The organism is Rhodococcus jostii NBRC 16295 (genome assembly GCF_001894825.1).
In the GTDB taxonomy this organism is placed as follows: Bacteria; Actinomycetota; Actinomycetes; order Mycobacteriales; family Mycobacteriaceae; genus Rhodococcus_F; species Rhodococcus_F jostii.
This window is the reverse complement of record NZ_BCWY01000025.1, coordinates 102014-118169: the sequence shown is the minus strand read 5'-3', so window position 1 is coordinate 118169 and position 16156 is coordinate 102014. Positions and strand designations below refer to the sequence as shown.

The window sequence follows — 16156 nt, the reverse complement described above, 5'->3', positions numbered from 1 at the left end:
AGCCGTGGCGGCCATCACATCGAGGCGGCTGCGGCAGGTAGGTAACAGAACGCGGGACCAGGACTCCACCCACCTGGTCCGAAACCGAACCGAAGGCAACCATGACCACCAACATCTCCGAACAGCTCAGCGTCACTACCGCCGATGCCGAGGGCCGGGACGTGCTGCGCGACCTCTACGCCGATTGGTCCCAGATCATGGCGGCGACGCCCGACCTGACCATGCGCCTGTTCCGTTCCATGTTCGACGAGTGGCACCAGCCGACCGTCGAGCCGGAGGGCGTGACGTACCGCGAGGACACCGTCGGCGGAGTCCCGGGCATCTGGTGCCTGCCGGACGGAGCGGACATGTCCAAGGTGCTCCTCTACACGCACGGCGGCGGGTTCGCCGTCGGCTCGGCCGCCAGCCACCGCAAGCTCGCCGCCCACGTCGCCAAGGCGCTCGGCTCCGTCAGCTTCGTGCTCGACTACCGCCGCGCCCCCGAGTTTCAGCACCCGGCCCAGGTCGAGGACGGTGTGGCCGCGTTCGATGCTCTCGTCGCATCCGGCATCGCCCCGCAGGCAATCACCACCATCGGTGATTCCGCCGGCGGCAACCTCGCCATCGCCATTGCCCTGGCCCTGAAGGAACAGGGCAAGCACGGCCCCGGCGGGGTCATCGCCTTCTCCCCGTGGCTCGACATGGAGAACAAGGGCGAAACCCTCGTCACCAACAACGACACCGACGCCCTGATCACCCCCGAACTGCTCGAAGGCATGATCGCCGGCGTCCTCGGGGACACGATCGACCCGAAGACCCCGCTGGCGAACCCGCTGCACGCCGACTTCACCGGTTTCCCGCGGCTCTACCTCACGGCAGGCAGCGTCGAGTCGCTCCTCGACAACACCACCCGCCTGGAGGAGCGTGCCGCGGCATCAGGTGTGGATGTCACCCTGTCGATCGGGGAAGGCCAGCAGCACGTCTACCCGTTCCTCGCCGGACGATCCGCCCTCGTGGCCGAGGAGTTCGAGAAGCTCGCCGCCTGGTACCGCAAGTAACTACCTGGGCCCCTTCATCTTTCACCGCTACTTTCCCTGCATCAGAACGACACAGGAGTTCGCCATGCCTGCACAGACCACCCCCCACATCGTCGACGCCGTCGTCATCGGCGCCGGATTCGGTGGGATCTACGCCGTCCACAAGCTGCACAACGAACTCGGCCTCACCACAGTCGGTTTCGACAAGGCTGAGGGCCCCGGCGGCACCTGGTACTGGAACCGCTACCCGGGTGCCCTCTCCGACACCGAAAGCCACGTCTACCGCTTCTCCTTCGATTCCGACCTGCTGCAGGACGGCACCTGGAAGCACACGTACATCACCCAGCCCGAGATCCTGGAATACCTCGAGGGTGTCGTCGACCGTTTCGACCTGCGCCGCCACTTCCGGTTCGGCACCGAGGTCAGGTCCGCGATCTACCTGGACGACGAGGGCCTGTGGGAGGTCACCACCGACACCGGCGCCGTGTACCGGGCCAGCTACGTCGTCAACGCCGTCGGACTGCTCTCGGCCATCAATCTCCCGAACCTGCCCGGTCTGGACACCTTCGAGGGCGAAACCATCCACACCGCCGCCTGGCCCGAGGGCAAGGATCTCGCCGGTCGCCGCGTCGGGGTCATCGGCACCGGTTCCACTGGCCAGCAGGTCATCACGGCCCTGGCGCCGGAGGTCGAGCACCTCACCGTGTTCGTCCGGACCCCGCAGTACTCCGTTCCCGTTGGTAAGCGTCCCGTGACCGCGGAGCAGATCGATGCGGTCAAGGCGGAGTACGAGGGGATCTGGACGCAGGTCAAGGGTTCGTCTGTGGCCTTCGGCTTCGAGGAGTCTGCCGTGCCGGCGATGAGCGTCTCGGAGGAGGAACGCAACCGCGTCTACGAGGAGGCCTGGCAGCACGGCGGCGGTTTCCGCTTCATGTTCGCCACGTTCGGTGACATCGCCACCGACGAGGAAGCCAACGAGACCGCAGCGTCCTTCATCCGTTCCAAGATCGCCGAGACGATCGAGGACCCGGAAACCGCCCGCAAGTTGACACCGACCGGCTTGTTCGCCCGGCGCCCGCTCTGTGACGACGGCTACTACCAGGTCTTCAACCGGTCGAACGTGGAAGCCGTTGCCATCAAGGAGAATCCGATTCGCGAGGTCACCGCCAAGGGTGTGGTGACCGAGGACGGGGTCCTGCACGAGCTGGATGTGCTCGTCTTTGCCACAGGATTCGACGCGGTGGACGGCACCTACCGGCGGATGGAGATCCGCGGCCGGGGCGGCCTGAACATCAACGATCACTGGGGCGGGCAGCCCACCAGCTACCTGGGCATCTCCACCGCGAACTTTCCCAACTGGTTCATGGTGCTGGGACCCAACGGCCCGTTTACGAACCTGCCGCCGAGCATCGAGACGCAGGTCGAGTGGATCAGCGAGACGATCGACTACGCCGAGCGCGCCGGGCTGCGCGCGATCGAGCCCACGCCGGAGGCCGAGGCCGAATGGACCGAGACCTGCACCGAGATCGCCAACATGACGGTGTTCACGAAGGTCGACTCGTGGATTTTCGGCGCGAACATCCCGGGCAAGAAGCCGAGCGTTCTGTTCTACCTGGGCGGCCTGGGCAACTACCGCGGCGTCCTGACCGACATCACCGCCGACGGCTACCGCGGCTTCGCGTTGAAATCAGCCGACACCATCCCGGCCTGACGCCCTTCTCAACCACACAGGAGAACCACCCATGGGTGTGTACACCACCATCGACCCGGTCACCGGGGATCAGATTGCGCAGTACCCGGAGATCTCGGATGCGGAGCTGGACGATCTCATCGGACGTAGCACGGCCGCCTACCGCTCCTGGCGCACCACGCCCTTGGAGCAGCGCCGCACCGTCCTGACCCGGGCCGCCGAGATCCACCGGGAGCAGGCCGACGAGCTGGCGAAGATCCTCACCTTGGAAATGGGCAAGCCGATCGCGCAGGCCAAGGGGGAGGTGGCGCTGGTCGCCTCGATCTACCAGTTCTACGCCGACCATGTGGAGGAGTACATCGCCGACGAGCCCCTCGACATCACAGGGTCCGGGACGGCCGTCGTGCGTACGGAGCCGATCGGCCCGCTGGTCGGGGTCATGCCGTGGAACTTCCCCTACTACCAGGTGGCCCGTTTCGCGGCCCCGAACATCGCTTTGGGCAACACGATCATCCTCAAGCATGCGCGGAATTGCCCGCAGTCCGCTCTCGCGATCGAACGGGTCCTGGCCGAGGCCGGGTTGCCCGCGGGTGTGTACCTCAATGCCTTCATCTCCTCGGCGCACGTCGCGAATACCGTTGCTGATCCTCGTGTCCAGGGTGTGTCGCTCACCGGATCCGAGAAGGCCGGGTCCGCCGTCGGCGAGGTCGCCGGACGACACATGAAGAAGTGCGTGCTCGAACTCGGTGGCTCGGATCCGTTCCTGGTGCTCGACGACGCCGATGTCGATGCGGCGGCGGCCGCTGCCGTCGTCGGTCGGCTCGGTAACGGCGGGCAGGCGTGCACCGCGTCGAAGCGGTTCCTCGTGGATGAACGCGTGTACGAGGAGTTCGTCGGTAAATTCGTCGACGGGATGGCCGGCTGGCAGCCCGGCGACCCGACCAGCCCCGACACGAAGCTCGGACCGCTGGCATCGAACGCGGGGGTTGAGGAACTGGACGAGCTTGTCCAGGACGCGATCTCCCGCGGGGCCGAGGTGCTGTTGGGCGGCAACCGGCCGGAGGGGGCCGGAGCCTACTACCCGCCTACCGTCCTGGCGGGCGTCACCCGCGACATGCGCGCCTTCAGCGAGGAACTGTTCGGCCCGGTAGCGGTCGTGCACTGTGTCGGTTCGATGGACGAGGCGATCGACCTGGCCAACGACTCCCCGTTCGGCCTCTCATCCAGCGTGTTCACCTCGGACCCGGACAAGGCCGACCGCGTGGCCGAGGAACTCGAGACCGGCATGGTCTGGATCAACGGCACCAGCAAGAGTTCGCCCGATCTGCCGTTCGGCGGTGTCAAGGGGTCGGGGTTCGGCCGCGAGCTCGCCAAGTTCGGCTTCAACGAATTCGCCAACAAGAAGTTGATTCGAAATCCGCAGGGAAAGAAAGGAATACCCGCATGACCACAGATCGCTACCAGCGCGGCCTCGACCGCATGATGGAGCTCGTTTCCCCCGAGCACACGAACACCTTCGACCACGTCAAGCTTGTGGAGTCCTACAAGAGCCTGGACGCGGACCTGTCCGACTACATCGTCTCCTTCGCCTTCGGAGACATCTATTCCCGAACCAGCCTGACCCAGCAAGAGCAGACGATGGTGACCATCTCCACGCTGGTCGCTCTGGGCACCGAACCCCAGTTGAAGTTGCACATCAACACCGGCTTCAATGTGGGCCTGACCAAAGAGAAGATCGTCGGGGCCTTGATCCAGTGCATCCCCTACGTCGGGTTCCCGCGCGTGCTCAACGGCCTGACCCTCGTCAAGCAGGTCATGGCAGAGCGTGGTCTCGATGCGGAGTTCCCCACGGACTGAGCCGATTTCGCCCCACCACGGCGTCCTCATGACGCCCGCCGAACCCGCCGACAGCTCGATGACTTGCTATGCCGGTCCGGCATCTTCTCTCACAACTTTCTCTCTCACACTCGAGGAACGCTCTTGCATGTGGTAATCGGACTCGGACCCATCGGCGGAAACATCGGCGCACATCTCGCCCAGCTGGGGCAGGAGGTGTACGGCTACGACTTCAACACCGAGCGCGTCCGCGAGTGGTCGGAGGAGACCGCGTCGCCGGCCGGCAGCGACCTGGCGACACTCGATTGGCCGTCCGTCGACAGCGTCCACGTCGCGGTGCGGCTGGCGGACCAGGTCTCGTCCGTGTTCACGGCGCTCCAGGACCACACCGCGCGGCCGCTGACCGTCTTCGTCCACACCACGCTCGCGCCCGCGGACGCCCGGAAGATCATGTCCTCGGCCCGGGGCAACTGGCGCGTCTTCGAGGCCCCTGTCTCGGGTGGCCCCCAGGGTGCCCGCCAAGGCTCGATGACCATCTTCCTCGCCGGACCCGCCACCGTCCCTGCGGAGGACCGGCTGCTGGCCGACATCTCCGGCCGCGTCTTCCGGATGGAGTCCTACGGCCAGCCGGCCCTGGTGAAGCTCCTCAACAATGCGCTGGCCACCTACAACCTGGCCGCCACCGCACGGATGCTCAACCTCTCAGCCGAACACGGGGTACCGGCCAAGGACCTTTTCGAGGTGATCGGCGTGTCGACCGGCCAGAGCTGGATGAGTGACAACCTCGTCGACGTCCAGTACGACCTGCTGCTCAAGGACGTCGGACTGCTCCGCGGCGAACTCGGGTCACTGCCCGCCGCAAATCTTGACGACGACGTCGAACAGGCGATCCTTCAGGCGCGTGCGCTGCTCGGCGCCGATGAGAGCGTGTCTGCTTGTGCCGACGAGATGATGGATGACGAGCGCCGCGTAGCAGGTGCCCGGGGGCCTGTCCCGCTCGCTGTTGTCAGGTCCGCACTGCCTCCAGGCGAGTAGCCTGACACTGCACCAGGGTCGGGATAGATCCAACACGAGAGGCTGACGCCGTGCGTCGTGCAGCAATTCGTCGTTCGTTCGTAGCCTGGGCCGCGGCATCCGTGGCGGTCCTCGCGGTCCCGCTCTGCTCGTCCGCCACCGCGATGGCGAACACGCCGACGGTCCCGGCTGCGACGACCACGGCGTTCCAGGTCCCGGTGCGGTTCGTCGCAGGATGGTGACCTTTGCGGCGGAGCGTTCAGCGACGAACTCGACCTACTGCGTCGCCGTGTCGGTGAACTGGCGGAATCTGACCACCGGCGTCGCCGGCACCACCGCCCTCCGACTCGTGGAGACCGACCACAGTCGGCCCACCGCACCGGAGGATCGGTGCCGATACGCCCCCGCGACGGTCGTCACCGGCAGCGGCACGATCGCCGCGGTTGCCGACGTCGGCGCATACCCCCCTGTCGACGGGTACCAGATACTGGTCAACCCGGGGCTCGCCACCTTCCCTGTCCCGTAGAGCAGGTGTGCTGAATGACCGGGCTCGAGTGCGGGATCGTGTGTGAGTGTTTCGTGCAGATGAGATCTCCAAAGACCTGTGGGCTGTGATCGAGCCCGTCTTGTAGGTCGACCACCCGCTTTCGACAAGGCTCGCTATCGCGAACGCAACACCATCGAGCGTGGCTTCGGGCGTCTCGAGCAATGGCGCGCAGTCGCTATTCACTACGACAAGTACGCCACCACTTACCTCTGCGGCATATCCCTGGCGGCGCCCGTCATCCATCACAGCGTCCGCAATTGGCAGACATGCTCTATGTTCGTGGTTCCGCCGAGCACAGCCACTCGAGGATGTCACCCCGGTCGGCGTCGATGCCGGGCGGCACGAGGTCGTAGCTGGCCGGCGTCGCCGAGAATGTGATCGGGTTGCGGACCCCGGGAAGCGCGTCGTCACCGTCTCCGACCGCCACGACCGGTTCCAGCCCGAGGCGCTGCGCGAATTCGATTCCGCCGCGGACGTCGTTGATCGGTGCGCACGGCAACCGTGCCTCGGTGAAGATGTCGAACCATTCGGACGCGGGCTTGGCGGCCAACAGTTCCTGCAGGATGGGGCGCAGTTCCGAACGATTGTGGCTGCGGTCCGGCGGTGTCGCAAACCGGGGGTCCGTGGCCAAGTCGTGGGCGCCGATGACATCGCACAATGTCCGGAACTGCCGATCGTTTCCGATGGCCAGGACGATGTCGCCGTCCGCGGTGGGCAGCGGCTCGTAGGGGTAGATGCTGGGATGCTCATTGCCCATGCGGGTCGGCACATTTCCGCTGAGCAGGAACCCGGCGGTCTGATTGACCATGCCCGACAACGCCGAGGACATGAGGTTCACTTCGATGCGCTGGCCGCGGCCACTCCGGTCGCGCTCGTGCAGCGCGGAGAGGACGCCGATGGCCGCATGGAGTCCGGTGATGACGTCGAAGACCGCGACGCCGGAGCGGTAGGCGGGGAACTCCGGATCTCCGGTGAGGCTCATCAGTCCGGACATCGCCTGGACGAGCAGGTCGTATCCAGGCAGGGCGGCTCCTCCGGCCGAGCCGAATCCGGTGATCGACGCATACACGACAGCGGGATTGCGTTCCGCGATGGACGCATGATCCAGGCCGAAGCGGTCCAGTCCGCCGGGCTTGAAGTTCTCGACGACGACGTCGGCGCTCTCGGCAATCCCGCGGGCCGTCTCGAGATCGTCGGGGTCGCCGAAGTCCAACGCGATCGACCTCTTGTTCCGGTTGATCGACAGGTAATACGTGGACTGGCCGTCGAAGACCGGCGGTTTCCACGCACGTGTTTCATCACCGGACGGGCCCTCCACCTTGATGACGGTGGCGCCCATGTCTGCCAGAAGCATGGTGCAGTACGGCCCGGCAAGGACCCGGCTGAAGTCGGCGACAACGATTCCGGCCAACGGCCCGCTTGCGGTGCGGCCGAAGGCATCCTGATGCGGTCGTCCCGGTTGCCGATCCTCGGTCGCCTCCGGGGCGAAGGCGGTGTCGTTGCTCTGCAGTGTCATGAGTCTTCTTCCATGTGGGAAATCCCCTCAACCATCCCACCGCCATTACGCGGCGTCCAATACTTACTGGTGGCACAATTATTTCAATTCATGAAATAATTCGGTTATGGATTTCCAACAACTGCGGGTGTTCCTCGCCGTGGCCGAGGAACTGCATTTCGCGCGGGCCGCCGAGCGGCTCCACCTCGCGCAGCCGCCGGTCAGCCGGATCGTGCGACAACTCGAGCGCGACCTCGGAACCGACCTCTTCATCCGGAGCACCCGCAGCGTCCGGTTGACCGCGTCAGGAACGGCGCTGGTGGCGCCCGCCCAGGAGATGCTCGCCGCCGAGCGACGGGCCCGCGCCACCGTGCTGGCCGCCGATCGTGGGGAGGCCGGGACGGTCACGTTCGCCTACGCCGGTGCGTCGACCCACGTACTCGTGGGAGTGCTCGCCCGGGAGGTCAGGAAGGCTCACCCGGGGATTGAATTTCGGCTCTACAGTCAGGATTTCGCACTCCCGGCCCTCGCCCGGGTTCTCCGGGGCGAGGTCGACGTCAGCCTCGGCCGGTGGGATTTCGTGCCCGCCGGCGTCAAATCCCGCATCCTCGTCGAGGAACACCTCGTCGTGGCCGTCCCGGCATCGCACCCGCTCGCCTCGAAACAGGAGGTGTACATGGCGGAGCTTGCCGGAGAGCCGTTCGTGGCCCTGCCTCCACACGAGGGCTCGGTACTGGGTGACCGGCTGCGCAGGCTGAGCCTGGGGGCGGGGTTCGATCCCGACATCGTGCAACGGGCACCCGATTCGTGGACCGCCATGGCACTGGTGGGAGCCGAAGTCGGATGCTCCCTGACGGTGTCGTCCGTGGCGGAGAACGTGACGGACCCGCATGTGCACTTCCTACGGGTGCTCGACGAGACCCTGCCGATCCACCTGCGCATGGCGTGGCGCCCGGCCTCGGACAACCCGGCTCTGCCTCCGGTCCTCTCCCTTGCAGAACGTGTCTGGCCCGGCCGTCCCGAAGACGCGGCCCCGCACGCGTAGAACCGCGATTCGGCGCACCCGTCCCGTCTGGTCCTCCCGTTCACGACGCGTGAGGCGGGGGACAATACGTAGCGAGCTGATCGGGCACAGGAGAAGAGGGGACGACAGATGACCGCAGCGCATGCCGTCTCGATCGCGGTGACCTTCGTCTGGCTGGGGATGGTGGTCGCGATCTCGTTTCTCGAGGCGCCGCTGAAGTTCCGCGCACCCGGGGTGACGGTGCGGCTCGGGTTGGGGATCGGCCGGCTCGTGTTCCGTGCCCTGAATGTCACCGAGGTGGTCTGGGCGGCACTGCTCGTTGCCGGGCTCCTCGTCGGCGGGCTGCCTGCCGGGGTGCTGGTAGCAGGAGCGACGGCGGTCGCGGTACTCGTGGTGCAACTGGTGGGTGTTCGGCCCCGGCTGACACGTCGATCCGACCGCGTCCTCGCCGGTGAGGAGGTTCCCCGTTCGCACGCGCACTACGCCTACATCGGCCTGGAGGTGGTCAAGGTCGTTGCGCTGCTGGTGACCGGGATGTTGTTGCTCGGGGCGTGAGGTTGACCGACCGTACCCGCCACACGCCTCTCCATTCGACCTCGCTGACAGCGCAGTTGACAATGCGCGGCACCGCAGCGGCGGACAGGTCGCCGAGCACCGAACGGATGAGAGCGCCGTGCGTGATCACCACGACCCGGCATCCGGGGTGCGTCTCGACGATCGCGTCGAGTGCCCGGCGGCCGCGTGCCGAGACCGCTTCGAGCGGCTCGATATCGGGGAAGTCGCGCTCCGGCCATCGATGCTCGGCGTCCGCGCGGGTGAGCCCTTCGGCGGCGCCGTAGCCTCGTTCGATCAGGTCGGAATATGTTCCCGTGACACTGGTCCCGAGTTGTGCGGCGATGATCCGGCCGGTGTCGACCGCGCGTGACAACGGGGAAGTGACCACCGTGTCCCACATACCGGCTTCGAGCATCTGCGCGGTATCGCGGGCCTGCGCGCGGCCGACATCGTCGAGTGGCACGTCGGTGTGGCCCTGCAGCAGCCCCCGCCGGTTCCAGTCGGTGCGTCCGTGGCGGACGAGCGCCAGTCGGGTGGTCTTGCTCATCGCGGTGTGCCGGCCAGCTCGGCCGCGTGGAGAGCGGGCACGTCGTCCGTCGTCGGGTCCGGGTAGAACAGGGCTCGAGTGATCGTCAGCCCGACGTGGTCGCCGACCACCGGCCGGGTTCCGCGTACCGCACACCGGAATTCCGCACCGCGGCAGGATACGACGACGTCGCTCGCGTCGCGTCCGAACAGCGACGACATCACGATTCCCTGGGTGGTGCCCGCGTTCTCCACCGATGTCACCGTGATGTCGGTGGGCAGCACGGCGAGGGTGCCGGCGCCGGTCGATCTGTCCGCCAGCCGATCCCGCCCCACGTGCATCGCGCCGTCGGCGCTCGAGAATCCATGGTCGGAGACGGTGCCGGGCAACAGGTTCGCGTCCGAGAGGAACTTCGCGACGAAAGCCGATCGTGGCCGCTGCAGGAGTTCCTCCGGTGTGCCGATCTGTTGGATCTGCCCGCTGTCGAGCACGACGACCCGGTCGGCGAGGGCGAGGGCCTCGGCGCGATCGTGCGTGACGTGCACGACCGTCAGGTCCTGTGCACGGGTGAGCGTACGCAGTTCCAGACGCAGCCGATCGCGCAGCGGTTCGTCCAACGCGGACAGCGCCTCGTCCAGCAGCAACGCCCGCGGCTGTGCCACCAGTGCCCGGGCGAGCGCGACGCGCTGACGCTGCCCACCGGACAGGGTCGCCGGATCGCGCTTCGCCAACCCGGGGAGCCCCACCAGTTCGAGCACCTCGGCCACCCGCTCGGCACGCTGCGCGCGCGGCACCTTGGTGACTTCGAGCGGGTACGCGACGTTGCGCCCGACGCTGCGGTGCGGCCAGATCGCGTGCTGCTGGAAGACCATCCCCAGGCCGCGCTTCTCGGGGGGAACGGTGCGTGTGCCGTCGGCGACGACTTCGTCGCCCAGGCGCACGAGCCCCGCGGTGGGGGCGAGGAATCCGGCGACGGTGCGCAGCAGGGTGGTCTTACCCGAACCCGACGGTCCGACGAGTGCGACGAATTCGCCGTCGCGCACATCCAGGTCGATACCGGACAGTCCCGCGGTGCCGTCGGGGTAGTGGAGGTCGACACCGGTGAGGGTGATCGCGGACATGAAGACGACTTCCGATCTGTGGAGTGGGTCAGCGCCCGGCGCGGGTGCCGGCGAGCAAGCCGATACCGGCGATGCCGACGAGCGCGACGAGCAGGGACAGTGCGGACGCGGCGTTGTAGTCGCCGGCCTGCTGCAGGTTGAAGATGGACACTCCGAGAGTCTGGGTGCCGGGTGCCACCAGCAGCACCGACATGGTCAGCTCACGCACCGCGGTCAACGCCACCAGCATGCCGCCGGTTGCGGCGGCCGGCACCGTCATCGCCCACGGCACGTCCCGCAGCGACCGCAGGCGGGACGCACCGGACGCGCGGGCCGCCTCCTCCAGAGACGTGGGCGTGGTGGACAACGGCGCACGCACCGCCTGCACGACGATCGCCAGGAACGCAGTGACATACGCGCACAGGATCACCCACCGGGTATCGAACAATCCCGTGTAGCGGCCGACGATCAGCCAGCCCACCGCGATGACCAGCCCGGGCACGGCCTGCGGCAGCATCGAGAGCAGGTCCAGGCTCGTGTTGTCCCGCGAACGGGTGCGGGTCGTGAGCACACCGATCACCAGTCCGGCTACCGCGCAGACGATTCCCGCGCCGACGGCGAGCATCAACGAATTCTTTACGCCGACAATGGTTCCCGGCGCGGTCACGGCGGCCTCGATGCTGTCTAGTGTCAGATTGCCCCAGGTCAGCGGCACACCTGGGGCGGGGAGCAGCGCCTGGGTGGCGAGGGCGAGGATCGGCAGTGCTGTCAGGGCGAGACCCACGGTCCAGGCGAGTGCCCCGGAGAGGATCCGGGTGCCGCCGAGAGGTAGCGGTTGCGGGGCGGTGACCGGGCCGTCGAGTTGCCGGGTCCGCCGAGACAGCCGCCGATCGACGAACACCGCGAGCACGGCGAGTAGCAGCAGCACGATCCCGATGGTGGAGACCACCTCGAGCGGACGGTCCACCGTGCCGGACTGGATGTACCGGTACACCATCGTCGACAACGTCACGTACCGCTCCGGCAGACCGATCAGGGCCGGAATCCCGAAGTCGGCCAGATTCGACACCGCGGTGAGAGTGAACGCGGCGAGCAGTGCGGGCCGCAGCAGCGGCAGCGTCACGGTGCGCATCGCGTGCCACGGGGAGGCGCCGCCGATCCGGGCGATCTGTTCGAGATCACCGGGCACCCTTCGCATCGCCGCCGCGATGATCAGGTACGCCATCGGGTACGAGTGCACCGTCAGCAAGAACACGACGCCGTCGCCGCCGTAGATGTTCCACAGCGGAGCACCGAACGTCTCGGTCCAGAACCGGTTCACCATGCCGCTCGGGCCGAGCAGGCCGGTCCACGCGATCGCTCCGACGAACGGGGGGATCAGCAACGGTGACAACAGAACCAGGCGCAAAATGCCGCGGCCGGGCAGATCGGTGCGGTCGAGCAGCAACGCCATCACGGTCGCGAGGATCACCGCGAACACCGCCGACAGACCGGACGACACCACGCTGTGCGTTGCGGCACCGGCGATGTCGTCGTCGATCAGTTGCTCGACGTGGTTGCCGCCGAGGCCGAGTGACACGACGGTGGCGAGCGGCGCGACGACCACCGCGGCGACGAACAACCACAGCGCCACCCGCACGGCGCCGACGGAATCGAACCGCCGCCCGGGCAGGGCCCGGACGGCGGGAGGCGCAAGGGTGTCAACCGACGAGGCCATTGAACTTCCGGACCGCCTCGTCCTGGATCCGGGTGATCTCCTGCAGATCGGGGGTGAGTAGCGCGAGCTCGGACAGTGCCGGCGCGCCGTCCGGGGTGCCGACGTCGCCGCGCACCGGCAGGTACTGCTGCTCGACCGCGAGTTCCTGGCCCTGCTTGCTCACGAGGAAGTCGACGAACTTGCGGGCTGCCTCGGTGCTGTCCGAGTCGGTGAAGATGCCCGCCGGCTGCGAGATGTACGGAACGCCGTCCGTGGGATAGGTCAGCGCGATCGGAGATCCCTTCGCCGCCAGTTCCCGCACCAGGTAGTCGACGACGATGCCCACCGGCTGCGTTCCGGCCGCGACGGCCTGCCCGACCGGTCCGTTGCTCTCGGCGACCACCGGTTCGTTGGCCGCGAGCGCCGCGAGCCAGTTCTCGCCGAGTTCGGGGGTGCTGAGCCACACCGCGGTGTTGAATGCGGCGGCACCGGACACATCGGGGTTCGGCAGCGTGATCTTGCCGAGGTACTTCGGGTCGGCCAGATCCTTCCACGCGGTGGGAGGCGAGTCGACTGCCGCGGTGTTGTAGGCGATCACCGTCGGGATGATGCGGGTGCCCACGTAGTAGCCGTCGGGATCGACGACGTCGGGGTTCAGTGCCTCCACGTCCGCGGGGGTGTACTGCTGCAGCAGACCGTCGGCCTTGTAGCTCTCGAAGGTGGGGGCGTCGGCCGCGAGCAGCACGTCGGCGCCGATCGTGCCGGTGGTGCGTTCGGCCTCGATGCGGGCGGTGAGGTCGCCGGTGCCCGCGCGGAACACGTCGACGTCGATGCCCGTCTCCTCGGTGAACGCGGCGACGAGCGCATCGATCTTGGCCTGCGGTTCGGAGGTGTACACCGTCAACGTCTGGCTGCCGCTCGCGGCGGTGCCGGTCTGTTCGGTTTCGGATGCGGCGGGCTCGGAGCACGCGGCGAGGGTGAGCGCGGCGACCGTGCCGAGAGCGGCGGCCGACACGAGGCGGGACAGGGATTTCACGACTTCTCCTGGTCGAAGGGGTGGGTGTCGAGGCGGAATGACGAGATCGGGTCAGGGTGCGGAGACGGTGAGCGTGGGGCTCGACCGGAACAGCACGTCAGGGGTGTTCAGTGGAATTGGAAACGCGCTCACTCCGTTTCGTGAGCAGCGGACTATCGAGTACGTCGGGGCGTCGAACCCGACGACGGTGTCGGCCGGCGTCCCGGTGTCCTGCAGGTAGGCGAGCGAACCGCCCACCCACAGCGGGATACCGGCGAACAGCCCACTCATCGGGTGGTGGAAATGGCCGGCGAGAATCGCCACCACGTCGGAGCCGTCGAGCGCCGCAGCCAGTTCCTCCGGGGCGGCCAGTTCACGTCCGGCCAGCGTGGCCGCGGGTGACGGTACCGGTGGGTGGTGCAGTGCCAGGAGTGTGCCGTTCGGTGCGGGTGAGCGCAGTTCGGTACGCAGCCGGTCCAGATCCTCTCGCGACACCGATCCTGTCGCGGTGTCGAGCCCGATCACCCGGAAACCGTGCACATTTTCGACGGGGTGCCGCCCGAAAGTCGTTGCGAAGCTGACCGGTTCGTCGTGATTTCCGGGGACGACGACCACCGGGCACCCGAGCCGTTCGCGCAACTCGTCGAACGCCGCCGCGAGGGCCTGGTAGGCCGAGGATTCGCCGTGGTGCGACAGATCTCCGGTGACCACCACGACGTCGGGACGCAGCATCGACGATTCCACGTGCTCGGCGACCTGCCGCACTCGGGCGGTGCCGTCGACCTGTGTGTAGAGCGGTGCGGTGGCGGTGGCGTGCACGTCGCTCAGATGCAGCACCGTGAGTTCGGTGGAGTCGAGCAATCGCACGCGCAGCGCCTCGAAGTCCGTCGCCGTGAACCCGTGGACACGAAGGTAATTCGTGACGGTTTCGTACCGGCCGCGGATATGACCGAGGGCGGTGGCCAGCGCCGACGGCGGCGAATCCAGGTGCAATTCGAGTGCCCGGGCGTAGTCGGCGGGGTCGAGTGACAGCCCCGTCAGCAGTCGCCTCACCGGTCCCTCACGATGGGGCCGTACCTGCGGTCCCGAGCGGGCGTAGTCGTCGAGGATCACCGCGTCCGGCACACCCACTGCCGCGAGCGCCAGACCGACGACCAGTCCGGTGCGGTCCTTACCCGCGGTGCAGTGGACCAAGACCGGGGCGGGGGAGTAGGCGAGGGCGCGCAGCGCCTCCGTGAGCGCGCCGCCACGTTCGTCGAGCAGAGCCCGGTAGACGACGGCGATGTCCCCGATCTGCGGCGGACCCGTGCGCGGGTCGTACAGCGGATGGTGCGCCACCGCCCAGTCGCGCGTCGCATTCGCCGTGGCACGTTCGGTGGCGTCGCGCAGGTCGATCACCGTGCGGATGCGGGACGCGCGCAGACTGTTCCGACCTTCGGTGCGGAGGTGATCGAGCGTTGCAGAGCGGAACAGTACGCCCGGTGAGAGGCCGGGCCCCGCGACCGCCCGCACATTGAAGGTGCCGGCTACCTCCATCGACTCCACGATCCACCCTCCAGCACTCAACGTTCCATTCGTTCCGGAACGGCGTTCCGTCGGTGACATCGTGTGGGGCGGGATTGAACGGGTGGGACCGCGTCGCCCAACAATCGGTGGCGGGAACGCTAACAGTCGGACGGGTTCCGGGTGTCGCACTCGTTCGGATAGCCCGGTTCGTCGGGCAGTGAATCGCTGAGCGCGTCTGCGACGACGTCGCGCGCGCCGGTGTCCACCGCTTCCCGCTCGGGATGGCCGAGCACCGCGCGTTGCAGGGCATACAGGATCGTGGACTGGCTGATTCGCGCCGAGAACGAATCCGCCTCGTTCTCGTGCACACCTGCACCGGCCCACAGGACGTGGTCGGAGATGCGGGTCAGTGGCGTAGTGGAATAACTCGTGATCGCCACCACCGGCGTACCCCGTTCCCGCGCCGCCGCGCACGCCCGCAACGTGTGGGTGTTCGCACCGGAGTAGCTGACCGCGAGACACATGTCCTGCGCGGTGAGCAGCCGCGCGGAGAACTGCTGCCCGAGAATGTCGAGCGGCGCTTCCACACTGCGGCCCGCGGTGGTGAACCGTAACGCGGCATCCTGGATCGGTGGGGAGGAGAAGCCGTTACCCACCAACAGGATCCGTCGGGCCCGGACGATCAGGTCCACGACGGCGGCGAACCCGACGGGGTCGATCGTCGCGCGGGTCGCGGTGAGCGCCTCGGCGGCCGCCCCGAACGCGGCGTCCACCGGGGTGGCCGCCGCGCACTCGGGATCCGGTGTGACGCGAGCCAGTTCGAGTCGAAGATGCTGGAACCCTCGGAATCCCAGTCGCTGGCAGGCCCGCACCACCGTTGCCGGGGACGTGCCCGACGCCGCCGCCAGTTCGGCCGTCGACAGTTCGACCACCGCCGCCGGCTCGGCGAGTACGGCTCGCGCGACCCGCTGCTCACCGGGGCCCAGAGTGGCCAGACCGGCGCGCAACCGCGCGAGGGTGGCGCTCGAACGCCACGGGTCGGCGGAAGAATGCGACATCTCGGCTACTGTCCTGTTCGTCCCCACGCCGGCGGACTCCGGCGGTGTCAGGTCCGTCAGGGTAGCGACTCCCGCGCC

At 67.6% G+C, this 16156-nt stretch carries 16 protein-coding genes; 9 read left to right on the top strand and 7 right to left on the bottom strand.

The features are described from left to right. The first annotated feature begins 101 nt into the window (after nucleotides 1-101). The 7 genes from RJ1_RS18110 to RJ1_RS47780 all read left to right on the top strand — a co-directional run bounded on the left by RJ1_RS18110 (nucleotide 102) and on the right by RJ1_RS47780 (nucleotide 6082). Nucleotides 102-1037, top strand: coding sequence for an alpha/beta hydrolase (locus tag RJ1_RS18110; RefSeq protein WP_073362182.1), 936 nt, complete (start codon nucleotides 102-104; stop codon nucleotides 1035-1037). Between the two features lie 64 nt (nucleotides 1038-1101). After that, a complete protein-coding gene (locus RJ1_RS18105) occupies nucleotides 1102-2727 on the top strand; it encodes a flavin-containing monooxygenase (RefSeq protein ID WP_073362180.1) in 1626 nt (541 codons plus the stop codon). A 31-nt stretch (nucleotides 2728-2758) separates the two neighbouring features. Further along, nucleotides 2759-4153, top strand: a complete 1395-nt coding sequence (locus RJ1_RS18100) for an NAD-dependent succinate-semialdehyde dehydrogenase (protein WP_073362178.1) — start codon at nucleotides 2759-2761, stop codon at nucleotides 4151-4153. Further along, complete coding sequence (locus RJ1_RS18095) at nucleotides 4150-4563, top strand: carboxymuconolactone decarboxylase family protein (RefSeq protein ID WP_073362177.1); 414 nt, start codon at nucleotides 4150-4152, stop codon at nucleotides 4561-4563. Before RJ1_RS18100 ends, RJ1_RS18095 begins: the two co-directional genes overlap by 4 nt. Nucleotides 4564-4692: 129 nt before the next feature. Then, a complete protein-coding gene (locus RJ1_RS18090; protein ID WP_073362175.1) occupies nucleotides 4693-5577 on the top strand; it encodes an NAD(P)-dependent oxidoreductase in 885 nt (294 codons plus the stop codon). 50 nt (nucleotides 5578-5627) lie between these two features. Then, complete coding sequence (locus tag RJ1_RS47785; protein ID WP_240319896.1) at nucleotides 5628-5798, top strand: hypothetical protein; 171 nt, start codon at nucleotides 5628-5630, stop codon at nucleotides 5796-5798. After that, the gene (locus tag RJ1_RS47780; RefSeq protein WP_240319897.1) at nucleotides 5792-6082 is read left to right on the top strand and encodes a hypothetical protein; all 291 of its coding nucleotides are present in this window, start codon (nucleotides 5792-5794) and stop codon (nucleotides 6080-6082) included. The genes RJ1_RS47785 and RJ1_RS47780 overlap by 7 nt, the downstream gene beginning before the upstream one ends. 292 nt (nucleotides 6083-6374) lie before the next feature. Here RJ1_RS47780 and RJ1_RS18075 read toward each other — a convergent pair whose 3' ends face one another. Next, complete coding sequence (locus RJ1_RS18075) at nucleotides 6375-7619, bottom strand: CaiB/BaiF CoA transferase family protein (protein ID WP_083400627.1); 1245 nt, start codon at nucleotides 7617-7619, stop codon at nucleotides 6375-6377. Nucleotides 7620-7725: 106 nt separating this feature from the next. Between RJ1_RS18075 and RJ1_RS18070 the strand changes: the two genes are divergently transcribed. Together RJ1_RS18070 and RJ1_RS18065 are read left to right on the top strand one after the other, a co-directional pair. Then, nucleotides 7726-8643 carry a LysR substrate-binding domain-containing protein gene (locus tag RJ1_RS18070; RefSeq protein WP_073362173.1) on the top strand — a complete coding sequence of 306 codons (918 nt, stop codon included), beginning with the start codon at nucleotides 7726-7728 and terminating at the stop codon, nucleotides 8641-8643. A 108-nt stretch (nucleotides 8644-8751) separates the two neighbouring features. After that, a complete protein-coding gene (locus RJ1_RS18065) occupies nucleotides 8752-9177 on the top strand; it encodes a hypothetical protein (protein WP_073362171.1) in 426 nt (141 codons plus the stop codon). Here RJ1_RS18065 and RJ1_RS18060 read toward each other — a convergent pair. The 6 genes from RJ1_RS18060 to RJ1_RS18030 all read right to left on the bottom strand — a co-directional run bounded on the left by RJ1_RS18060 (nucleotide 9128) and on the right by RJ1_RS18030 (nucleotide 16078). After that, on the bottom strand, nucleotides 9128-9724 hold the full coding sequence (locus RJ1_RS18060) for a histidine phosphatase family protein (RefSeq protein ID WP_073362169.1): 597 nt from the start codon (nucleotides 9722-9724) through the stop codon (nucleotides 9128-9130). The two genes, RJ1_RS18065 and RJ1_RS18060, sit on opposite strands and share 50 nt — an antisense overlap. Beyond that, complete coding sequence (locus tag RJ1_RS18055; RefSeq protein ID WP_073362167.1) at nucleotides 9721-10824, bottom strand: ABC transporter ATP-binding protein; 1104 nt, start codon at nucleotides 10822-10824, stop codon at nucleotides 9721-9723. The genes RJ1_RS18060 and RJ1_RS18055 overlap by 4 nt, the downstream gene beginning before the upstream one ends. A gap of 28 nt (nucleotides 10825-10852) precedes the next feature. Next, on the bottom strand, nucleotides 10853-12520 hold the full coding sequence (locus RJ1_RS18050; protein ID WP_174694999.1) for an ABC transporter permease: 1668 nt from the start codon (nucleotides 12518-12520) through the stop codon (nucleotides 10853-10855). After that, the gene (locus RJ1_RS18045) at nucleotides 12504-13526 is read right to left on the bottom strand and encodes an ABC transporter substrate-binding protein (RefSeq protein ID WP_501193852.1); all 1023 of its coding nucleotides are present in this window, start codon (nucleotides 13524-13526) and stop codon (nucleotides 12504-12506) included. The genes RJ1_RS18050 and RJ1_RS18045 overlap by 17 nt, the downstream gene beginning before the upstream one ends. A 60-nt stretch (nucleotides 13527-13586) precedes the next feature. Then, the gene (locus RJ1_RS48675) at nucleotides 13587-15050 is read right to left on the bottom strand and encodes a tyrosine-protein phosphatase (protein ID WP_162850362.1); all 1464 of its coding nucleotides are present in this window, start codon (nucleotides 15048-15050) and stop codon (nucleotides 13587-13589) included. Nucleotides 15051-15178: 128 nt separating this feature from the next. Beyond that, nucleotides 15179-16078 (bottom strand): MurR/RpiR family transcriptional regulator, encoded by a 900-nt coding sequence (locus tag RJ1_RS18030; protein ID WP_073362163.1) that lies wholly within the window; start codon nucleotides 16076-16078, stop codon nucleotides 15179-15181. Nucleotides 16079-16156 lie beyond the last annotated feature (78 nt).